Genomic DNA, 19468 nt, shown 5'->3' on the forward strand with positions numbered 1-19468 from the left:
ATCAAAAGATCGCAGCCTTCGGCAGCGCCTACGGATGATCCGATCCCGGTAGGAGCTGCCGCAGGCTGCGATCTCTTGACCTTTAAATCAGGCCGTCAGCGAGTAAATCAACGCCGTGATCGCCACCAGGCCCACCGCCGTCACGAAGACGTTGGACGCCTGACCGCGATAACGCGCCATCGCCGGCACTTTGCGGATCGCGTACATCGGCATCAGGAACAGGATCGCCGCGATAATCGGGCCGCCCAGGGTCTCGATCATGCCGAGGATGCTCGGGTTCAGCGTGGCGACGATCCAGCACACCACCAGCATGAAGGCCGCGGTCATGCGGTCCAGAGCCTTGGCTGTTGGACGCTTGCCGCTCTTCACGATCAAGCCCTTGAGGCCTTCGCTGGCGCCGATGTAGTGCCCCAGGAACGACTTGGAAATGGCCACGAAAGCAATCAACGGCGCGGCGAAGGCGATGGTCGGATTGCTGAAGTGGTTGGCCAGGTAGGACAGGATCGACAGGTTCTGCGCCTTCGCTTCCGCCAGTTGTGCCGGCGACAGGGTCAGCACGCAGCTGAAGACGAAGAAAAACACCATCACCACCATCAACAGATGGGCGCGCGACAGGATCTGCGAACTGCGCTCTTCGGCGTGTTGACCGTAACGACGCTTCTGGTCCACCGCGAACGCCGAAATGATCGGCGAGTGGTTGAACGAGAACACCATCACCGGAATCGCCAGCCACAGGGTATGCAGCAACGCCGAAGGCGCAGGCACCTGGCTTGCAGTGGCGAGGATGCCGCCGTTCCAGTGCGGAACCAGGTACACCGCCAAAAACAGCAGCGCGACGATGAACGGGTACACCATCAGGCTCATGGCCTTGACGATCATCTGCTCGCCGCAGCGCACCACTGCCAGCAGGCCGAGGATCAGCACCAGCGACAGCACAGCGCGCGGTGGCGGCGTGATGTGCAGTTGATGCTCGAGGAAACTGCCCACGGTATTGGTCAGCGCCACGCTGTAGATCAACAGGATCGGGAAAATGGCGAAGAAGTACAGCAAGGTGATCAGCGCACCGGCCTTGATGCCGAAATGCTCTTCCACCACTTCCGTGATGTCGGCGCCTTCGCGACCGGACAGCACGAAACGGGTCAGTCCACGGTGTGCGTAGAACGTCATGGGAAACGCCAGCAACGCCAGGATCAGCAGCGGCCAGAAACCGCCCAGGCCCGCATTGATTGGCAAAAACAGGGTTCCTGCACCAATCGCCGTGCCAAACAGGCCCAGCATCCAGGTGGTGTCTTGGCGATTCCAGCTCGAAAGCGTCGCGGGTGTCGCTTCTACATAGCGTTTGTTGACGCTATTGGCCTGATCATTCATCCGGTGGGATCTCCACATTCCGGTCACTTGCCACCCGGCCCGGACGCGTCGGAATACCCGACAGGCAGCGCCCTGGCCGAAACAGGGGCGCGATTCTGGAGGATTAGTGAGCAGAAGCAAAGACTTAGGTGAGGAACGGTGGTACCAGATTGTCGAAAAAAACCGATAAAAATGAACTTGCTCACGATATACGGTGTGTCCGATCAAACAACTGTCGAATGTGCCAATGCATTCCGGAGCACGCTAGCTCCGTTTCACAGCCGCCTGAAAAGCAGACACAATCAGAAATTCATCGCAGGCTGTGCCAGCTCCTACACTGAGTAAAGTAGCCAGTAATGGCAAACGTTGGCGATTGCCAAACCTCGCACAGCCCGCCATCTCAATTGACGTTCGAGCCCACCTTTCCGACGCCCTCAGGAGCCAAGCATGCCTACAACCGTTCTGGTACTGGTTGAAACCATCAACGATTACCTGCCGATCCTCGAACATCAGGGCTTCCACTTGATTCTGGCCCCCACCCCCTCCGAGCGCGCCGAAGCCATTGCCCGGCATGCCAGCCAGATCGATGCCGTTCTGACCCGTGGGCCTTTGGGGCTGTATGCCGATGAAATCGCGGCGCTGCCCAACCTCAAGATCATCTGTGTGATCGGCGCCGGCTATGAACATGTCGATTTGAAAGCCGCTGCCGACCGGGGCATCACCGTCACCAACGGCGCCGGGGTCAACGCCTCCTCCGTCGCGGACCACGCCATGGCGCTGCTGCTGGCGCTGGTACGCGACGTGCCGCGCTGTGATGCCGCCGTGCGCCGTGGCGAATGGCCAAAAATCATGCGCCCTTCCCTCGCCGGCAAACGCCTGGGCATCCTCGGCCTCGGCGCGGTCGGCATGGCCATCGCCAAACGCGCAGCCGCCGGTTTTGACATGAGCGTTTGCTATCACAACCGCCAGCACCGCAGCGACGTGCCCTACACGTTCTGCTCCACCCCCACGGAACTGGCGCGGGCCTCGGATTTCCTGATCATCGCCACGCCCGGCGGCCTTGGCACCAAACACCTGATCAACCGCCAGGTGCTCGATGCCCTGGGTCCGAACGGGTTCATCGTGAACATCGCCCGGGCCAGTGTGGTCGCCACCGCTGACCTGATCACTGCCCTTGAACAGCGCCGTATCGCCGGTGCCGCGCTGGATGTATTCGATGCCGAGCCGCAAGTGCCGCAGGCCCTGAAAACCTTGTCCAACGTGATTCTCACCCCCCACGTTGCGGGGTTGTCCCCGGAAGCCACACAGGCCACCGTCGAACTGGTGGGCAAAAACCTCACGGCATTTTTTGCCGGTCAACCCGTATTAACCCCGATCGAAATGCCGAGCAGCGTCGGCAGCGCTGTCATGTAAGACAATTCAAACGCGTGTATCAAAAGCAATGATTGGCCGGCAACACGCTCACCAATAAGGGCCGCTCCTTGTTGTGGGCGTGGGGTATGCGCATTAGATTAGCCAATAGTTTCAGGCCTCCAGAATAAGCAGAAGGGATAAGCATGACGCTTACTGACCAGTCCACCCGTATCCGCACCGGCGAAGAGCTCGATGCCAGCCTGATCGATCCATACCTCAAGGCCCATATTCCGGGTCTCAGCGGTCTGCCGAAGATCAGCCAGTTCCCGGGCGGTGCGTCGAACCTCACCTATTTGCTGGAATACCCGGGGCAGGAGTTCGTCCTGCGTCGTCCGCCTTTCGGTCACAAGGCCAAGTCCGCCCACGACATGGGCCGCGAATTTCGCATCCTCAATCAATTGCGCGACGGTTTTCCGTACTGCCCGAAAGCCTACGTGCACTGCACCGACGAATCGGTGATCGGTGCCGAGTTCTATGTGATGGAACGGGTCAACGGCATCATTCTGCGTTCCGAAGTGCCACCGGAGCTGGGGCTGGACTCTGCAAAAACCGAAGCCCTGTGCAAAAGCTTCATCGACAAGTTCGTCGAGCTGCATCAGGTTGACTACAACGCCTATGGCCTGGGTGACCTCGGCAAACCCGAAGGTTATGTGGCGCGGCAGATCAAAGGCTGGAGCGATCGCTACGAAAAAGCCCTGACCCCTGACGCCCCGCAGTGGGAAGCGGTCAAGGCCTGGCTCAACGACAAGATGCCGGCCGATCACCCGACCTCCAGCATCGTCCACAACGATTACCGCTTCGATAACGTGATCCTCGACCCGAGCAACCCGATGCAGATCATCGGCGTACTCGACTGGGAACTGACTACCCTCGGCGACCCGCTGATGGACCTGGGCAACACGCTCGCCTACTGGATCGAAGCCGATGACCCGGCACCGGTGCAACTGATGCGCCGCCAGCCAAGCCACGCACCGGGCATGTTGACCCGCCGCGAGTTCGTCGATTACTACGCCCAGCGCTCAGGCATCCAGATCGACAATTTCGACTTCTACTACACCTACGGCTTGTTCCGCCTGGCCGGCATCGTGCAGCAGATCTACTACCGCTTCTACCACGGCCAAACCCAGGACAAACGCTTCGCGCAGTTCATTCACATGAACAAACTGCTGGAGCAGATGAGCTTGCAGGTCATCCAGAAATCCACCCTCTGACCTCGATGCGATCCCCTGTAGGAGCGAGCCTGCTCGCGAAGATCGTGAACGATAACACTCGTTCAATGACCTATCGCAGCAAGCCGCCCCGACCAAACAGCATCAGCGACACCCCGGCATTTGACACAACAACAAGACTTTTTTAAGGGAATCCCATGTCCAAGACTCAGTTGTTCGACCTCGACGGCAAGATCGCTTTCGTCTCCGGCGCCAGCCGTGGCATCGGTGAGGCCATCGCCAAACTCCTGGCCCAACAAGGTGCCCACGTCATCGTTTCGAGCCGTAAGCTCGAGGGTTGCCAGCACGTGGCCGACGCGATCATCGCCGCTGGCGGCAAAGCCACCGCCGTCGCTTGCCACATTGGCGAGATGGAACAGATCAGCCAGGTCTTCGCCGGTATCAAGGAACAGTTCGGACGCCTGGACATCCTGGTCAACAACGCCGCGACCAACCCGCAATTCTGCAACGTACTGGACACCGACCTCGGCGCTTTCCAGAAAACCGTCGACGTGAACATCCGCGGTTACTTCTTCATGTCGGTCGAAGCCGGCAAGCTGATGCGCGAAAACGGTGGCGGCAGCATCATCAACGTGGCGTCGATCAACGGTGTTTCGCCGGGGATCTTCCAGGGTATCTATTCGGTGACCAAAGCGGCGGTCATCAACATGACCAAAGTGTTTGCCAAGGAATGCGCGCAGTTCGGCATCCGTTGCAACGCCCTGCTGCCGGGTCTGACCGACACCAAGTTCGCCTCGGCACTGGTGAAGAACGAGGCCATTTTGAACACCGCGTTGCAGCAGATTCCGCTCAAGCGTGTGGCTGATCCAAACGAAATGGCCGGCGCGGTGCTTTACCTGGCCAGCGATGCTTCCAGCTACACCACCGGCGTTTCGCTGAATGTGGATGGCGGTTTCCTGTCCTGATGACCTGACCACCAAAAAATCCTGCAGGAGCGAGCCTGCTCGCGATGGGCGTTAACGATGACGCGTGCTGACTGGCTAAACACCGCGTACTTGAGACCATCGCGAGCAAGCTCGTGCCTACAGAAGCCATGCGACGGGCTTACTGCGTGACACACCGGGTAGTCGTGGTCATTCGTGTGACCTCGCCGTTTTCGCCCCGTACATCGCCCAGGACATCGGTCTTATCCTGAGTTTCACAGGTGCGTTCAGGCGGTGGCAGCGGTGCCGGGGGTGGTGGGCTGGAGCAGCCCGCGAACATCGCCGCGCAGAAAGCGAGCGACAGTGGAGTACAAACGCGTTTCCCAAGAGTTTTCATCGGTTGACCCGCGATAAGTGAAAAGACACTTTTTTGTGACAACAGAACCCGCGTGCAAAGTCCATGCACCTGTCACAAAAAAATGATTTGCACTCCACTTATCGCCACGCCAGTGACCGTTGCCAGCAAAACCTGACAGTTCTTACATCGCCTGATCGGGTCGGTTCAGGCTGCTGGTCTCAAGTTCGTAGCGCAGCTCTTCGATCAATGCCGTCACTGATTCGGCCGACTGCAGTGTCATCATGTTCAAGCCACTGACCACCAGATCCACCTGTCCCGTGACCGGGTGATAGAGCTTGACGGTCAGCGAATGGTCACCCGTGACGCTGCACTCACAGGCCAGCGGCGCAAAACCCTGTTCAATCTGCATCCGCAGTTGCGCTTGCGTGATCATCGCGAGGGAGCCTTGGCGCAAGCCACATCGTATTGTTGAGTCATTGGGGCGGTTCCTGAGCGATTTCGAAGGGAACACGCAGGGCATTCGAAGGCACCTGCCACACGCTTCCAGCCTAAAAACAGCCGCACCCGCTCAACACATGAATTTGCACCTTGCTTCCTGGTGCATTTGCACCTTTATAGCGGCCCCCTGGACCGCCACTCACCGCTGAACAAACCGCGCTCCCGGGCCCAGACAATCGCCTCACTGCGGCTGTGCACATCGAGCTTGGAATACACCATAGCCACATGATTGCGCACGGTGTTCGGCGCCAGTTTCAGGCGTGCGGCGATTTCCTTGTCGGCCAGGCCTTCGCAAATCAGGCCCAGGACGTCGCGTTCGCGGGCCGTAAGGTCGGCGAACGAGACACTGGCCAGTTTCGGTGAGTTGACACTCTTCACGTTCGCCAGTTTTTCGATCAACGTGCGGCTGAACCACGAAGCGTCTTTCATCACCTCTTCGATGGCCGACACCAACTCGAGCTCGGTACGCTTGCGCTCGGTGATGTCCATCAGTACCAGCAGATAGCAGCGATTGTCCTGAATATTCACGGTCTCGGCCGAGACGGCGCAGTCGATCAATCCGGCGTCTTTTTTGCGCAGGCGCACCTCGATACGATCCAGTCGCCCGGCTTTCTCCAGCGCCGCGAACAGCCGTGTACGGGCCGACTTGTCGTCGATGAAATCGATCTGCGCCATGGTCACGCCAAGCACCTCCTCACTCGAATAACCGAGGGTATCGAGGAACGCTTCGTTGACGTCCAGCACCACCTGTTCGGCGGCAGCACACACCAGAATGGGCACCGGCGACAGGCGAAACGCCTTGGCAAAACGCTCTTCGCTCTGGCGCAGGGCCACTTCGGCCTTGCGTCGCGGTTCCATGTCGACGAAAGAAAACAACATGCAGGCTTCGTCGTTGAGATCCAGCGGCTGGCCGGCGACGATGACCTGTTTGCTACCGCCGTCCCGTAGCCGCAACTCAGCCGACATCTGTGGAATGGTGCCCCCCTCGCGCAAACGCTGCTTGGCCAGTTCTTTGTTTTCGGCTTGCTCCAGTACATCCAGTTCATAGGTGGAGGTGCCGATCACCTGATCGCGGGCATAGCCGGTCATTTCAAGGAAGCCGGGATTGACCTTGATGTAGCGCAAATCACTGAGGCGACAAATTACCGCCGGTGCGGGGTTGGCCGCGAAGGTTTTCTCGAAACGCTGCTCGGCGTTGGCCCAGTCAGTGACGTCGTCCATGATCAGCACCAGGGACTCCGGCTCGCCTTGGCTGTCCGCCAGGACCAGGCTGCGGACACGGTGAACCCACGCACGTTCTTCTGCGTCTGCCGTGGGGTTCACTTCCACCACGACGTCACCGAAGGTCTCGCCGCACGCAACGCGGTTGATCGGATAGCTGTCGACGGGCACCCGGTGATTATTGCGATAGCGCAGGACGAAACGCTGGGTGTAGGCCTTGGCATCGGGGCCCAGATCGCTGACGCGCGAGACGCCATGCATGGCCAAAGCCGCTTCATTGGCCCAGCGGATGGACTGGTCGGGGTCGAGCAGGATCACGCCGTCGGACAGGCCCGCGATGATCTGCTGCAACTGGCGACGGTTGGTTTCGGTGGTCAGGACGTCCTGGCTCATTGCGGCTCCACAAGTGATGTGACCCTGTGAAAGTACGACCTCCGAGGTTTTGGATAGTGCAAAGAACCTTTGTAGGAGCCGGCTTGCTGGCGAAGGCGTCAGGCTGCCAACCAATGTGTTGAATGACCCACCGCTTTCGCTGGCAAGCCGCCTCCTACCTGTACAGCGTTTATCGGGCGTCTTGCAGCACCAATTCGCGCAAGGTATCGAGAAACAACTTGAGCACCGGTGAGTCGTCGTCCGCGCGGTACGTGGCGTACAGCGGCACTTCCGGCATTGCCGGGGTCAGGCGTCGAAACACCAGTCCGGCCGGTGCCAATTGCTCGATGGACGCCGGCAACAACGCCACGCCGAAACCGGCCCGGACCAGGCTCAGAAGCGTTTGCACCTCAATCACTTGCTGGCGAATCTGCGGGGTAAACCCGGCCTGGATGCAGCACTGGAACAGAAAATCGGCGAACCGCGACTGCTTCAGTTCCAGCGCCACAAAGGGTTCCTGAGCCAAATCCGATGGCGCCAGGGTTGCACGCGTTGCCAGCGGATGATCGGCCGGCATGACCACCCGGATCGGCTCGTAGATCAACAGTTCGTTGCGCAACTGCGGATCGTCGTAACCGACCCGGAACACACAGGCATCGATGCGTTTTTCCTTCAACGCCTTGACCTGCGCCGCCGGGGTCATTTCATGCAACCGCCAGTTGACGTGCGGATAACGCTCGCGAAAAAGGTGTAAGGCGCGGGGTAGCACACCGACCATCACCGAGCTGATCATGCCGATTTCCAGTTCGCCCAACTGGCCACGGCCGGTCTGACGCGTCAGGTCCAGCGCGCGGTTGAGTTGCTCGAACACCAGCGGCGCCTGTTCCTTGAGCATTTGCCCGGCGGCCGTCAGCTCAACCCGGTGATGGCTGCGCTCGAACAACGGCGTACCCAATTCCTCCTCCAGCAGACGAATCTGCTGGCTCAGCGGTGGCTGGCAGATGTGCAAACGGGTCGCGGCGCGGCCGAAATGCAGCTCTTCGGCCAGTGCCATGAAGTACCTCAACAAGCGCAAGTCCATACCCGGTTATCCCAACGTCAATGGCGTCGAACGCTGGCGCACACCGGTCAGGCTGAACAACGCGTTGGCAATGGCCGGGGCCACCGACGGGCTGCCCAGTTCGCCAACGCCACCGGGTTTGGACGGTTCGCCGTCGACGACCAGGATGTCCACCGCTGGCATGTCCGACATGCGTGGCACCCGATAGTCGTGGAAATTACTCTGCACCACCCTGCCCCGTTTGATGTCCATTTGATCGAACAACGCATGGCCGAGCCCCCACATCAAGCCGCCATAGATCTGCTCTTCGACGCCACCGGGCGACACCGCGAGGCCGCAATCGACCACGCAGGTGAGCTTGTCGATCTTGATCGCGCCGTCCTTCTTCGACAGGCGCGCGACCACCGCGATGAAACTGGTGTAACCCTGATTGGTGGCGACCCCCAGCGCCGTGCCCTTCGGCAATGGCTGGCCCCAACCGGCGCGTTCGGCGGCGCTTTTCAGCACCGCGACATGCCTTGGCCGGTCTTGCATGTGGGCCAGGCGAAAGGCCAACGGATCTTGCCCTGCGCCATGGGCCAGTTCATCCATGAAGCTTTCCACGGCGAACACGTTGGGGATGAAGCTCACCGAACGATACCAGCCGCTGGGCACGTCACTTTCGTGCTTGACCCAGACCAGATCCAGGTTCGCCGGGCGATAGGCAAAATCCCAAGCGGTGATGGCTTCGGTGGTGCTGTAATCCATCTTGTCCGGGCGCTCGAAATAGCCCGGTTCCCATTGTTCCGGTGAGGCTGGCGACACCGCGTTGAGCTGCAAAGCAGTCAATCGACCTTGAGCATCCAGCGCCCCTTTGACCCGGTGCAGCGTGGCCGGGTGCATAAACAATGAGCGCATTTCATCTTCGCGGCTGTTCATCAACTTCACCGGCACCTTGGCCTGTTGCGCCAGGTAGGCCACTTCAAACAGCCAATACTTTGCTTCCCGCGCACCGAAGCTGCCGCCGGACACCAGCTCGTTGATGGTGACCTTGTCCTTGGCGATCTTGCACACGACGTGCGCCGCTTCCAGCGCCGATGACGGCACCTGCACCCCGCCCCAGTAGGTGATGGCGTTGTCCTTGACCTGCGCGGTGATGCAAATCGGTTCCAGCGGGTTCTGCACTTTGTACGGCATGCGGTAATCGGCTTCGATCAGCTTCGCGGCGGCGGGCCATTGCGCGCTCACATCTCCCGCAGCCATGGCAGAGACCCGTTGCGCGCCTTTGTCGCTCAGCGCTGCCGTTTGGGCCTTGACCAGCTCATCACTGTCGAAACCGGCCAAGGGAGAATCGCTCCACTGCACCTTCAGCAGTGCCCGGCCCTGGTGCGCCGCCCAATAGTTGTCGGCCAGCACCGCGACGCCTTCCAGGTTGCCGCCGAGCACATCCGGCCGTCCCGGCACCACAATCACCTTGCGTACACCCGGTACTTGCAGCGTCGCAGCCGAGTCCACCGACAGCACTTTCGCCCCCACCACCGGCGTACGCTGGATGACTGCCACCTGCATGTCCGGCAGCACCACATCAATGCTGTACTTGAAGCGCCCGCCGACCTTGGCCTGGGCATCGCGCTTATGCCGCAGTTTGCCGATGTACTTGAACTGCGACGGATCCTTGAGCGTGACCTTGGTCGGTGCCGGCAGGTGCGCGGCAACATCGACCAATTCGCCGTAACCTAGGCTGCGCTTGCTCGCCGCATGAACAACACGGCCCTCTTCGGTTGCGCAGCTGTCGGGGCTGACTTTCCACTGTTTGGCCGCCGCTGCGATCAATAGCGCTCGGGCCGTGGCGCCGGCCATGCGCAGGCGATCGTATTCCAGCGAGACGCTGGTACTGCCGCCGGTGGAGAAGACTTTCCAGATCGGATGAATGTAGGTTTCGAAGAACGGGTCTTCCGGCGAGATCACCTGCACGGTCATCGGGTTGACGTCCAGCTCCTCGGCCACACAGGCGGCCAAGGCCGTATGCGTTCCGGTGCCGGAATCGTGCTTGTGCACCACCAGTTTCACCGTGCCGTCGGGCAGGATCCGCACCCAGGCGTTGGGTTCGAATTCACCGGCAGGTGCTGGGGCTTTCGGGTCAGTCGCGGCAAGGCTGGACGGCAGGTAAAACGCAATGGCCAGGCTGGAGGCAACGGTTGCAGTTTGCTTGAGAAACACGCGCCGCGAGAGATCCATCGGGGAGATCGTCATCACGCCTCCTTCTGCGCGGACGCCGCACGTTTGATCGCTTTGTTGATGCGCCCGTAAGTTCCGCACCGGCACACGTTGCCGGACATGGCGTTGCGGATCGAATCGTCGGTGACCGCCGCGCCGGTGTTAAGCAGCGCAGCGGCGGACATGATCTGACCGGATTGACAGTAACCGCATTGCGGGACATCTTCGGCAACCCACGCCAGTTGCAGCGGATGCTGTTCAGTCGGCGACAAGCCTTCGATGGTGGTGATGCTGTGCCCCGCCGCTGCGGCGACCGGCAGCTGGCAGGAACGCACCGCGACGCCGTCCAGGTGCACGGTGCAGGCGCCGCACAGGCCCATGCCGCAACCGAACTTGGTGCCGGTGAGTTTCAAGTGGTCACGCAATACCCATAACAAGGGCATGGAGGGCGATGTCTCTACCAGCTCGCGTCGTTCGCCGTTTACCGTGAATTCGATCATTGTCAGGCTCCAAGAGAGCGGCCCGTCTTTGTGCAGGCCTGGTGATCGATTATTGGAAGCCTTGTGAAAATCGGGCCAGCGACGATTTCTGCCATCCTGTGTAAGTAGGACTAACAGCATGTACAAGCGATACCCGTCGGTGCAGTCCATGAATGCGTTTATCCAGGCGGCGCGCAGCGGCAGTTTCTCCAGCGCGGCGCGCAAACTGGACCTGACCCACAGCGCCATCAGCCAGCAGATTCGCTCGCTGGAAGAGTTCATCGGCCAGCCGCTGTTCGTACGCGAAGGCGGCGGCAGCAACCTGACCGACGCCGGGCAACTGTTCGCCAGCGTGCTGTCCGACGGCTTGGCGCAGATCGACCGGGCGCTGTCTTCGGTGAAGAACCGCAGCGTGGCGCAACGCCTGACCCTGGATGTCGACAGTGAACTGGCCCAGAGCTGGCTCAACCCGCGCTTGCCGCAATTGCTGGATCTGTTGCCCGATCATGAAGTGGTGTTGCTGTCGATGCCGCGCTCGGACCGCAGCGCATTCGAACGCGTGGACCTGGCCTTGCGCTACGGTTATGGCGAATGGGAAGACTGCGAGATGACGCAGATCTGCGGGGATCGGGTCATGGCGGTGGCCTCGCCCGCGCTGCTGGAGCGCCAGGGTTCGCAACTGCCGTTGAGTCCGGCGCAGATCCTTGAACTGCCGCTGTTGGGTTACACGCGACGCTCGTGGATTCCGTGGCTGGATGCTGCCGGTATGGAGCCCACCGAGCCACCGGCGCGGGTGGTGTTTGATAACGCGGCGAGCCTGATTGCGGCGGCCGAGGCCGGTGTCGGCGCAGGGTTGGTGCGCGGATTGCTGGCGGCGGATGCGTTGCGCAGCGGGCGATTAGTCGCGCTGAACGACGCGCAGATTGTGGCGCATTACAACCTGTATGCAGTGTGGCCGCCGGGTCAGGCCGAGCGAGTGGCGCCGGTGGTTGAAGCGGTCAAGCAGTTGGCTTTGCGTACACAATCCTGACGCCATCGCTGGCAAGCCAGCTCCTACAGGGTTTTGTGGGGTGTAACAGATTGGGTTAACACCATCGATCACTGTGGGAGCTGGCTTGCCAGCGATGAGGCCCGCCCAGCCAACACAAAAACCCTTTCAAACGCCATCGCTGGCAAGCCAGCTCCTACAGGGTTTTGTGGTGTGTAACAGATTGGGTTAACACCATCGATCACTGTAGGAGCTGGCTTGCCAGCGATGAGGCCCGCCCAGTCAACACAAAAAACCTATCGAACGCCTTCGCTGGCAAGCCAGCTCCTACAGGGTTTTGTGGGGTGTAACAGATTGGGTTAACACCATCGATCACTGTGGGAGCTGGCTTGCCAGCGATGAGGCCCGCCCAGCCAACACAAAAAACCTATCGAACGCCATCGCTGGCAAGCCAGCTCCTACAGGGTTTTTTGGGGTGTAACAGATTGGGTTAACACCATCGATCACTGTAGGAGCTGGCTTGCCAGCGATGAGGCCCGCCCAGCCAACACACAGCCATATCGAACACATATCAACCCCTCGCCCAATTAATATTGTACGAACCCGACACCCCCTTCCAATACTTCCCCCCAAGCAGCCAGCGTCCCGAGCCGGATGCGACCAGGCGAGGGAATGCGTGATTTTTTGCGCATAGAAATGGCCGATTGCCCGGGACGTGGCTGCTGTGAACCGCAAGGTTCCCTACCCCGCTATCAGGAGATCGACTTCAATGATCATCGATATCAGCTGCTATCCCACCGATCTGGTGGACCTCGCCTGGAGGCATGACGGTGACCCGTTCACCGGCGAGCGTCTGCTGGAGATGATGGATGGCCCGTACATGGTCAACGGCAAGCCTCGCCGCATCTACAAAGCCTTCATCCAGCCCCCGCAGGGCAACACCATTTACACCTGGACCGACGGCGACCTGACCGGTCGCGAGTCCATCGACGCCTACATGGCCTACACGCTGAAAATGGTCCAGACCTACCCGGACCGCTTCATCGGCTGCTTCGTCTACAACCCGCGCTGCGGCGTGGAAAACGGCGTCGAGGCGATTGAGCGCTACGTCAAGGAACACGGTTTCAAGATGGTGCAGATGCAAGCCAACATGCACGCCTACCGTCCCGACCGCGCGCTGGACTGGGTGCGCCCGTGCTTCGAAAAATGTGCCGAGCTGGGCATCCCGGTCAAGCTGCACACTGGCGACGGGCCGTACAGCATCCCGTCTGAATGGGTGCCGATGATCAAGGAATTCCCCAACGTCGATTTCATCATGGCCCACTTCGGCGTGCAGACCGGTGGCGTCTATGTGTTCGAACCGATGCAATGGGCGATGGAACTGCCCAACGTCTACTGCGAATCGGGCTGGTGCCTGCAATCGCGGATCGTCGAGTTCGCCAAGGTCCTGCCGACCCACAAGATCCTCTTCGGCACCGACACCCCGCCGAACGAACCGGGCATGTGGCTGCGCCTGCTGGAAGTGCTGTGCCACGAACCGCCGCAGGGTTTGAACCTCGACGAGGACACCCTCGAAGAGTACCTGGGCAACAACACCGCACGAATGATCGGCCTCGAACCGACCCCGCCACCACGCACGGTTTGCGAAGCAGAGGCGCAGCTAAAGCGCCCCGTCACCACGCAACTGGCCAGGAGCTGAACCGATGATTATCGACACCCATCTGCACCCTACCAACCTGGTCGACGAGGCCTGGCGCCACACCGGCGAACCCTTCACCGGCGAGCGCATGCTCAAGCTGATGGACGGCCCGTACATGATCAACGGCAAACCGCGCCGCATCGACATGGGCTTCATCCAGCCGCCACCGGGCAACACCGGTTATCGCGACGGCAACCGCCGGGGCCGCGAAGGTGTGCGTGACTACATGTCCTACGTCGCCGAACTCTGCGTGAAATACCCGGACCGCTTCATCGGCAACTTCAACTTCAACCCGCGCTGGGGACCGGAAAACGGTGCGGCGGAGCTGGAATTCCACATCAAGGAATACGGTTTCAAGATGCTCAAGCTGCACGCCAACATGCACGGCTATCGCCCGGACCGGGCGCTGGACTGGCTGCGCCCGGCGATGAAGGTCTGCGCCAAGTACAACATCGTGGTGCTGATCCACACCGGCGACGGGCCATACACCATTCCGACGATGTTCTACCCGATCATCCGCGAGTTCCCGATGGTCAATTTCATCATCGGTCACTTCGGAATCCAGACCGGTGGCAACTACTCGTTCGAAGCGTTCTGGATGGCCATGGACACGCCGAACGTGTACTGCGAATCCGGCTGGTGCTTCCAGTCGCGGATCGTCGAGTTCGCCAAGGATTTGCCGCGCAACAAGATCGTGTTCGGCACCGACTCGCCGCCGAACGAACCGGGCATGTGGCTGCGAGAACTGGAGGTGTTGTGCTCACCGGCACCGCAAGGGCTGGGCATCGATGAGGATCACCTTGAGGATTACCTGGGCAACAACATCGCCCGGTTGTGCGGCATCGAACCGACGCCACCGCCCAAGGACCTGATCGAGGCGGACATTCGGCTGACCACGACGTACCTCTGACCCTCGACCTCTCTGTAGGAGCCGGCTTGCTGGCTCCTACAGGTGCACAGCACTGCTTCTCACGAGGTGAAACCATGACCCTCTCAACGCTCGGCGATACCCAGGATTTTCACGACTTCATCGACGCCTATCGCCGGCAATACCCGGACGATGTGCTCACAGTCCAACACAGTCTTTCAGCCGATCAGGACGTTACCGCCCTGGTCGATGCCCTCGCCACCCAGGGCCGCGATCCGCTGCTGATCTGCGAAAAGGTCGGCAGCTTCGGCGTGCCGGTGGCCACCAACCTGTTCGCCTCGCGAACCCGCATCGCCCGGATGTTCGGCGTTGCCCCGGCGCAATTGCACGAGACGTTCCAACAACGCGCCAACCACCCCATCGCCCCGCGCTATGTAGAAACCGGGCCGGTGCTGGATGAAATCTTCGAAGGCGAAGCCGTGGACCTGGCGCTGCTGCCAATGCTCAAGCATTTCGACAGTGATCGCGGCCCGTACATCACCAACGCGATCATCATTGCCGAAGACCCGGTCACCGGCATCGCCAACATGAGCTATCACCGCTCGATGCGCCATGCCCGGCAAACACTCGCCACCAGCCTGCATTCACGCGGTCACCTATGGCGCATGCTGCAAACCGCTCGCGAACGCGGCGAAGAACTGCGCGTGGCCATGGTGGTCGGCGCACATCCGCTGTTCATGCTCGCAGCGGCGGCGCGTTTGCCGTTCGGCAGTGATGAGCGTGCGGTGGCCGGGGGCTTGTTCGGCGCACCGCTGGAGCTGGTGAAAACCCCGCGCTACGGTATCGGTGTGCCCGCCTACGCAGAGTTTGTCCTGGAAGGTGCGATCGATCCGGCGGCCTATGCCGAGGAAGGTCCGTTTGGCGAGTTCAGCGGTTATTCCTCGGATCGCTCGACCAACAACGTGCTGCGGGTCGACACCCTGATGCGGCGCAAGGACGCCTGGCTGGTGGACGTGGTCGGCGGGCGTTACGCCGAACACCTGACCCTGGCGCGGCTGCCCCGGGAAGCGGAAATGAGCGAAAAGCTCAAGGCACGCTTCCCCGCCGTCACCGCCGTGCATTACCCGAATTCCGGCACGCACTTTCACTGCTACGTGGCGCTGGACCAGAGCCGCGACGGCGAGGCGCGGCAGATCATGCTCGCGTTGCTCGGTTGGGACCCGTACCTGAAAACCGTGATCGCGGTGGACAGCGACATCGACATCAGCGACGACAGCCAAGTGCTGTGGGCCCTGGCCACGCATTTCCAGCCGCATCAGGACATCTTCGTCATCGACGGCCTGCCCGGCAGCCCATTGGACCCGTCGTCATCGGTCAACGGCACCACCTCGCGCATGGGCCTGGACGCCACACGCGGCTCGGGATTCGACGGGATCAAGGCGCAGCTGAATCAGGACGTGCTTGAGCGCGCTCGCGATCTGCTCAGGAGCTATCTGCCATGAACTGTCAGCGCATGGTGGTCGGCATCAGCGGTGCGTCGGGCTTCATCTACGGCGTGCGCCTGCTGCAATTGCTCGCCGAGTTGAACATCGAAACCCATCTGGTCATCAGCCGCGCCGCGCTGCTGACCATGGCCCACGAAACCGACTACAAACTGGCCGACGTCACCGCGCTGGCCAGCCATTACCACCGTGCCGACGACGTGGCCGCCGGGATCGCCAGCGGTTCGTTCCGCTGTCTGGGCATGGTGGTCGCGCCGTGCTCCATGCGCACCCTGGCGGAAATCGCCACCGGCACCTCTTCGGGCCTGATCGGACGCGCCGCCGACGTCACGCTGAAAGAACGCCGCACGCTGGTGTTGATGGCCCGCGAAACGCCGCTGACCCTCGCCCACCTGCGCAACATGACCGCTGTCACCGAGATGGGCGGGATCATCGCCCCGCCTGTGCCGGCCTTTTACGCCCGCCCACAAGACCTTGCGCAAATGGTCGACCACAGCCTCGGCCGTGTCCTCGACCTGTTCGGTCTCGATGCCGGGACTGCGCAACGCTGGAGAGAACCCCAAAACTCTGTGGGAGCTAGCCTGCTAGCGAAGCCGGAGGACCAGTCGGCATCACCGTTGAATGACACACCGCAATCGCTAGCAGGCTAGCTCCCACAGAAAAGCCACCTCACCCAAATTCATTGTGCATTGGTCAATTGTTATCAAGGAGCATCACATGAACACTCCATTCAACGCCCCAACCCCGAACACCAAAATCCCGGTGACCATCCTCACTGGCTTCCTCGGCGCCGGCAAAACCACCCTGCTCAACTACATCCTCAAGGAAAACCACGGGCGCAAGATCGCCGTGATCGAGAACGAATTCGGCGAAGTCGGCATTGATGGCGACCTGGTGCTCAGTTCCGAAACCGAAGAAATCTACGAGATGGTCAACGGCTGCGTGTGCTGCACCGCCGAAGTCCGCGAGGACCTGGTGCGCATCGTCCGCGAACTGGTGGCGCGGCCCGTGCGGCTCGACCACATCCTGATCGAAACCAGCGGCCTGGCCGACCCGTATCCGGTGGCCCAGAGCTTCTTCATCAACGACCCGATTGCCGATGAAGTGGAACTCGATGCCATCGTCACCATGGTCGACGCCAAGCACATCGCCCAACACCTGGAAGACCTGCAACTTGATGGCGTGGACAACCAGGCGGTGGATCAGATCGTCTGCGCCGACCGCATCGTGATCAACAAGGTCGACTTGGTCAGCGCTGCCGAAGTCGCGTCCCTGAGCGACAAGATCCGCGGATTGAACGCCACAGCGGATCTGGTGACGTCCAGCTACGCCGAAATTGATTTGTCGAAAATCCTTGGCATCGGCGCCTTCGAGTCCACGCAAAAGCTCATGGAAATCGGCGCTGAGCACGACCATCACGCCGATGAGCATCACCACGACCATGACGATCTCGACCATGACCACGACCCGAGCGTGTCGTCGGTGGGCATCGCCGTGGACGGCGCGGTCAACCTCGGCGACTTCCATCGCTGGATCACCAAACTGCGCACCGAGCAGGCCGACAACCTGTACCGCATGAAAGGTGTGCTGGCGGTGGCTGATCAGGACCAGCGCTATGTGCTGCAAGGGGTGCATAGCCTGGTGGAGTTCCGTGCTTCCACTTCATGGGGCAATGAGCCTCGCTCCAGCAAGATTGTGTTCATCGGCCGCGACCTGGATCGCGCGGCGTTGAACCAGGGCTTTGCCGCCTGCCTCGCAGGCTGAACAAAGGCATCGGAGCCGGTGGATGGCGGTTCCGGGCACATGAATGACTGATGCCAATTACTCAGGACAACACAAAACCTGTAGGAGCTGGCTTGCCAGCGATAGCGGCCTGTCAGCCAACAAAAATGGCGACTGGCCGGCCGCCATCGCCAGCAAGCCGGCTCCTACAGGGGCCGCGATGTTCCGGCATCAAAACGAATACCCCTCTTTACCGAATAACAACAGCTAGAGGTGTTTCCCCATGTCGTCAGCCACTACCCCTTCCAAACCCGTTTCCGTCCTCCATCCCGTCGACCAGGTGTTATCGGTGCGACAAATGCTCACCCTCGGCCTGCAACACATGGCCGTCTCGTACATCGGCGCCATCGCCGTGCCGTTGATTGTCGCCAGTGCCTTGAAAATGTCCCAGGCCGATACCGTGGTACTGATCAGCACCACGCTGTTCTGCTCCGGCATCGCCACCCTGCTGCAAACCGTCGGATTCTGGAAATTCGGTGTTCGTTTGCCGATTCTCCAGGGCGTGGCATTCAGCAGCGTGGGCCCGGTGATTGCCATCGGCAGCAACCCCGAGGTCGGTTTTGCCGGGGTCTGCGGGGCGGTGATCGGCGCGGGTATTTTCACCATGCTGATCGCGCCATTCGTGGGGCGTTTACGCCGGTTTTTTCCTCCGGTGGTCACCGGTTGCATCGTCACCGTGATCGGCTTGCAGCTGTTTCCGATTGCCTATGAATGGGTCGGCGGCGGGCGTCATGCCGCCGATTTCGGCGCACCGGCGTACCTTGCGGTCGCGGCGTTGGTGTTGCTGACCATCCTGTTGGTCAACCGTTACGGCAGCCCGATGCTGCGCAACATGGCGGTTTTGGTGGGCATGCTGGTCGGTGCGGGGCTGGCCTACGCGATGGGCATGGGCAGTTTTCACAGCGTGCAGGAATCGCCGTGGCTGACCGTGCCTTACCCGTTCTACTTCGGTCTGCCGACCTTCAGCCTGATCCCCATCGCCACCATGGTCGTGGTGATGATCGTGCAGATGGTCGAGTCCATGGGGCTGTTCGTGGCCATCGGCGACATCGTCGAAAAACCGGTGGAGGAGAAACAGGTCATCAACGGCCTGCGCGCCAATGGCCTGGCCAGCACCATTGCCGGGATGTTCGCCGCGTTCCCGTTCATTGCCTTCATGGAAAACGTCGGGCTGGTGATCCTCACCGGCGTTCGCAGTCGCTGGGTGGTGGCTGTCAGCGGCCTGCTGATGTGCGCGGTGGCGCTGGTGCCCAAAGCCGGCGCGATCATCGCGTCGATGCCGACTGCGGCCCTTGGCGGTGCGGGGATCGCCATGTTTGGCGTGGTTGCGGCGGCGGGGATTCAGACCCTGGCCAAGGTTGACTACGAACGCAATCGCTACAACGTGCTGATCGTCGGTTTCACCATTGCCGCCGCGCTGGTGCCGGTGTTGGCACCGGCCTTGTTCAAGCAATTACCCGAGTGGTCGCAGCCGTTCCTGCACAGCAGCGTGGTGATCGCCTGCCTGGTGTCGGTGTTGCTCAACGCCACCCTCAACGGTGTCAGCGTGCCTGATGCCGCCGCCAGCAAATCCGCTACCCACAGCCTCTGACT

At 60.9% G+C, this 19468-nt stretch carries 16 protein-coding genes; 10 read left to right on the forward strand and 6 right to left on the reverse strand.

The window, feature by feature from the left end; genetic code table 11:
* Positions 1-87: 87 nt before the first annotated feature.
* The gene (locus CKW15_RS00330; RefSeq protein WP_095151236.1) at positions 88-1368 is read right to left on the reverse strand and encodes a serine/threonine transporter; all 1281 of its coding nucleotides are present in this window, start codon (positions 1366-1368) and stop codon (positions 88-90) included.
* A gap of 426 nt (positions 1369-1794) precedes the next feature.
* Between CKW15_RS00330 and CKW15_RS00335 the strand changes: the two genes are divergently transcribed.
* From CKW15_RS00335 to CKW15_RS00345, 3 genes are all read left to right on the forward strand, one after another.
* Positions 1795-2760, forward strand: coding sequence for a 2-hydroxyacid dehydrogenase (locus CKW15_RS00335; RefSeq protein ID WP_095151237.1), 966 nt, complete (start codon positions 1795-1797; stop codon positions 2758-2760).
* A 143-nt stretch (positions 2761-2903) separates the two neighbouring features.
* Positions 2904-3971 carry a phosphotransferase family protein gene (locus CKW15_RS00340; RefSeq protein ID WP_095059929.1) on the forward strand — a complete coding sequence of 356 codons (1068 nt, stop codon included), beginning with the start codon at positions 2904-2906 and terminating at the stop codon, positions 3969-3971.
* Between the two features lie 155 nt (positions 3972-4126).
* Positions 4127-4894: an SDR family oxidoreductase gene (locus tag CKW15_RS00345; protein WP_095151238.1), complete on the forward strand. Its 768-nt coding sequence runs from the start codon at positions 4127-4129 to the stop codon at positions 4892-4894.
* Positions 4895-5391: 497 nt separating this feature from the next.
* Here CKW15_RS00345 and CKW15_RS00350 read toward each other — a convergent pair whose 3' ends face one another.
* The 5 genes from CKW15_RS00350 to CKW15_RS00370 all read right to left on the reverse strand — a co-directional run bounded on the left by CKW15_RS00350 (position 5392) and on the right by CKW15_RS00370 (position 11057).
* The gene (locus tag CKW15_RS00350) at positions 5392-5643 is read right to left on the reverse strand and encodes a DUF1652 domain-containing protein (protein ID WP_095059939.1); all 252 of its coding nucleotides are present in this window, start codon (positions 5641-5643) and stop codon (positions 5392-5394) included.
* Between the two features lie 179 nt (positions 5644-5822).
* A complete protein-coding gene (locus tag CKW15_RS00355; protein WP_095151239.1) occupies positions 5823-7322 on the reverse strand; it encodes a helix-turn-helix transcriptional regulator in 1500 nt (499 codons plus the stop codon).
* A 169-nt stretch (positions 7323-7491) separates the two neighbouring features.
* The gene (locus tag CKW15_RS00360) at positions 7492-8382 is read right to left on the reverse strand and encodes a LysR family transcriptional regulator (RefSeq protein ID WP_095059932.1); all 891 of its coding nucleotides are present in this window, start codon (positions 8380-8382) and stop codon (positions 7492-7494) included.
* A 6-nt stretch (positions 8383-8388) separates the two neighbouring features.
* A complete protein-coding gene (locus CKW15_RS00365) occupies positions 8389-10593 on the reverse strand; it encodes a xanthine dehydrogenase family protein molybdopterin-binding subunit (protein ID WP_095151240.1) in 2205 nt (734 codons plus the stop codon).
* Positions 10593-11057, reverse strand: a complete 465-nt coding sequence (locus CKW15_RS00370) for a (2Fe-2S)-binding protein (protein ID WP_095151241.1) — start codon at positions 11055-11057, stop codon at positions 10593-10595. Before CKW15_RS00370 ends, CKW15_RS00365 begins: the two co-directional genes overlap by 1 nt.
* A gap of 118 nt (positions 11058-11175) precedes the next feature.
* Here CKW15_RS00370 and CKW15_RS00375 point away from each other — a divergent pair, with 118 nt between their 5' ends.
* From CKW15_RS00375 to CKW15_RS00405, 7 genes are all read left to right on the forward strand, one after another.
* Positions 11176-12066 carry a LysR substrate-binding domain-containing protein gene (locus CKW15_RS00375; protein ID WP_095059935.1) on the forward strand — a complete coding sequence of 297 codons (891 nt, stop codon included), beginning with the start codon at positions 11176-11178 and terminating at the stop codon, positions 12064-12066.
* A gap of 727 nt (positions 12067-12793) precedes the next feature.
* The gene (locus tag CKW15_RS00380; protein ID WP_095151242.1) at positions 12794-13723 is read left to right on the forward strand and encodes an amidohydrolase family protein; all 930 of its coding nucleotides are present in this window, start codon (positions 12794-12796) and stop codon (positions 13721-13723) included.
* Positions 13724-13727: 4 nt separating this feature from the next.
* The gene (locus CKW15_RS00385) at positions 13728-14633 is read left to right on the forward strand and encodes an amidohydrolase family protein (protein ID WP_053158646.1); all 906 of its coding nucleotides are present in this window, start codon (positions 13728-13730) and stop codon (positions 14631-14633) included.
* 74 nt (positions 14634-14707) lie between these two features.
* A complete protein-coding gene (locus tag CKW15_RS00390; RefSeq protein ID WP_095151243.1) occupies positions 14708-16093 on the forward strand; it encodes a UbiD family decarboxylase in 1386 nt (461 codons plus the stop codon).
* The gene (locus tag CKW15_RS00395; protein ID WP_256583013.1) at positions 16090-16743 is read left to right on the forward strand and encodes a UbiX family flavin prenyltransferase; all 654 of its coding nucleotides are present in this window, start codon (positions 16090-16092) and stop codon (positions 16741-16743) included. The genes CKW15_RS00390 and CKW15_RS00395 overlap by 4 nt, the downstream gene beginning before the upstream one ends.
* A gap of 67 nt (positions 16744-16810) precedes the next feature.
* A complete protein-coding gene (locus CKW15_RS00400) occupies positions 16811-17857 on the forward strand; it encodes a GTP-binding protein (protein WP_095057830.1) in 1047 nt (348 codons plus the stop codon).
* Positions 17858-18098: 241 nt separating this feature from the next.
* Entirely contained in the window at positions 18099-19466 is a 1368-nt protein-coding gene (locus tag CKW15_RS00405) for a nucleobase:cation symporter-2 family protein (RefSeq protein ID WP_095151244.1), read from the forward strand.
* Positions 19467-19468 lie beyond the last annotated feature (2 nt).

The organism is Pseudomonas sp. Irchel s3b5, from assembly GCF_900187435.1.
GTDB lineage: Bacteria > Pseudomonadota > Gammaproteobacteria > Pseudomonadales > Pseudomonadaceae > Aquipseudomonas.

Excerpts from the sequence above, each read along its gene's own strand:
- CKW15_RS00330 (WP_095151236.1), bottom strand. The coding sequence starts at position 1,368 with ATGAATGATCAGGCCAATAGCGTCAACAAACGCTATGTAGAAGCGACA.
- CKW15_RS00335 (WP_095151237.1), top strand. The coding sequence starts at position 1,795 with ATGCCTACAACCGTTCTGGTACTGGTTGAAACCATCAACGATTACCTG.
- CKW15_RS00340 (WP_095059929.1), top strand. The coding sequence starts at position 2,904 with ATGACGCTTACTGACCAGTCCACCCGTATCCGCACCGGCGAAGAGCTC.
- CKW15_RS00345 (WP_095151238.1), top strand. The coding sequence starts at position 4,127 with ATGTCCAAGACTCAGTTGTTCGACCTCGACGGCAAGATCGCTTTCGTC.
- CKW15_RS00350 (WP_095059939.1), bottom strand. The coding sequence starts at position 5,643 with ATGATCACGCAAGCGCAACTGCGGATGCAGATTGAACAGGGTTTTGCG.
- CKW15_RS00355 (WP_095151239.1), bottom strand. The coding sequence starts at position 7,322 with ATGAGCCAGGACGTCCTGACCACCGAAACCAACCGTCGCCAGTTGCAG.
- CKW15_RS00360 (WP_095059932.1), bottom strand. The coding sequence starts at position 8,382 with ATGGACTTGCGCTTGTTGAGGTACTTCATGGCACTGGCCGAAGAGCTG.
- CKW15_RS00365 (WP_095151240.1), bottom strand. The coding sequence starts at position 10,593 with ATGACGATCTCCCCGATGGATCTCTCGCGGCGCGTGTTTCTCAAGCAA.
- CKW15_RS00370 (WP_095151241.1), bottom strand. The coding sequence starts at position 11,057 with ATGATCGAATTCACGGTAAACGGCGAACGACGCGAGCTGGTAGAGACA.
- CKW15_RS00375 (WP_095059935.1), top strand. The coding sequence starts at position 11,176 with ATGTACAAGCGATACCCGTCGGTGCAGTCCATGAATGCGTTTATCCAG.
- CKW15_RS00380 (WP_095151242.1), top strand. The coding sequence starts at position 12,794 with ATGATCATCGATATCAGCTGCTATCCCACCGATCTGGTGGACCTCGCC.
- CKW15_RS00385 (WP_053158646.1), top strand. The coding sequence starts at position 13,728 with ATGATTATCGACACCCATCTGCACCCTACCAACCTGGTCGACGAGGCC.
- CKW15_RS00390 (WP_095151243.1), top strand. The coding sequence starts at position 14,708 with ATGACCCTCTCAACGCTCGGCGATACCCAGGATTTTCACGACTTCATC.
- CKW15_RS00395 (WP_256583013.1), top strand. The coding sequence starts at position 16,090 with ATGAACTGTCAGCGCATGGTGGTCGGCATCAGCGGTGCGTCGGGCTTC.
- CKW15_RS00400 (WP_095057830.1), top strand. The coding sequence starts at position 16,811 with ATGAACACTCCATTCAACGCCCCAACCCCGAACACCAAAATCCCGGTG.
- CKW15_RS00405 (WP_095151244.1), top strand. The coding sequence starts at position 18,099 with ATGTCGTCAGCCACTACCCCTTCCAAACCCGTTTCCGTCCTCCATCCC.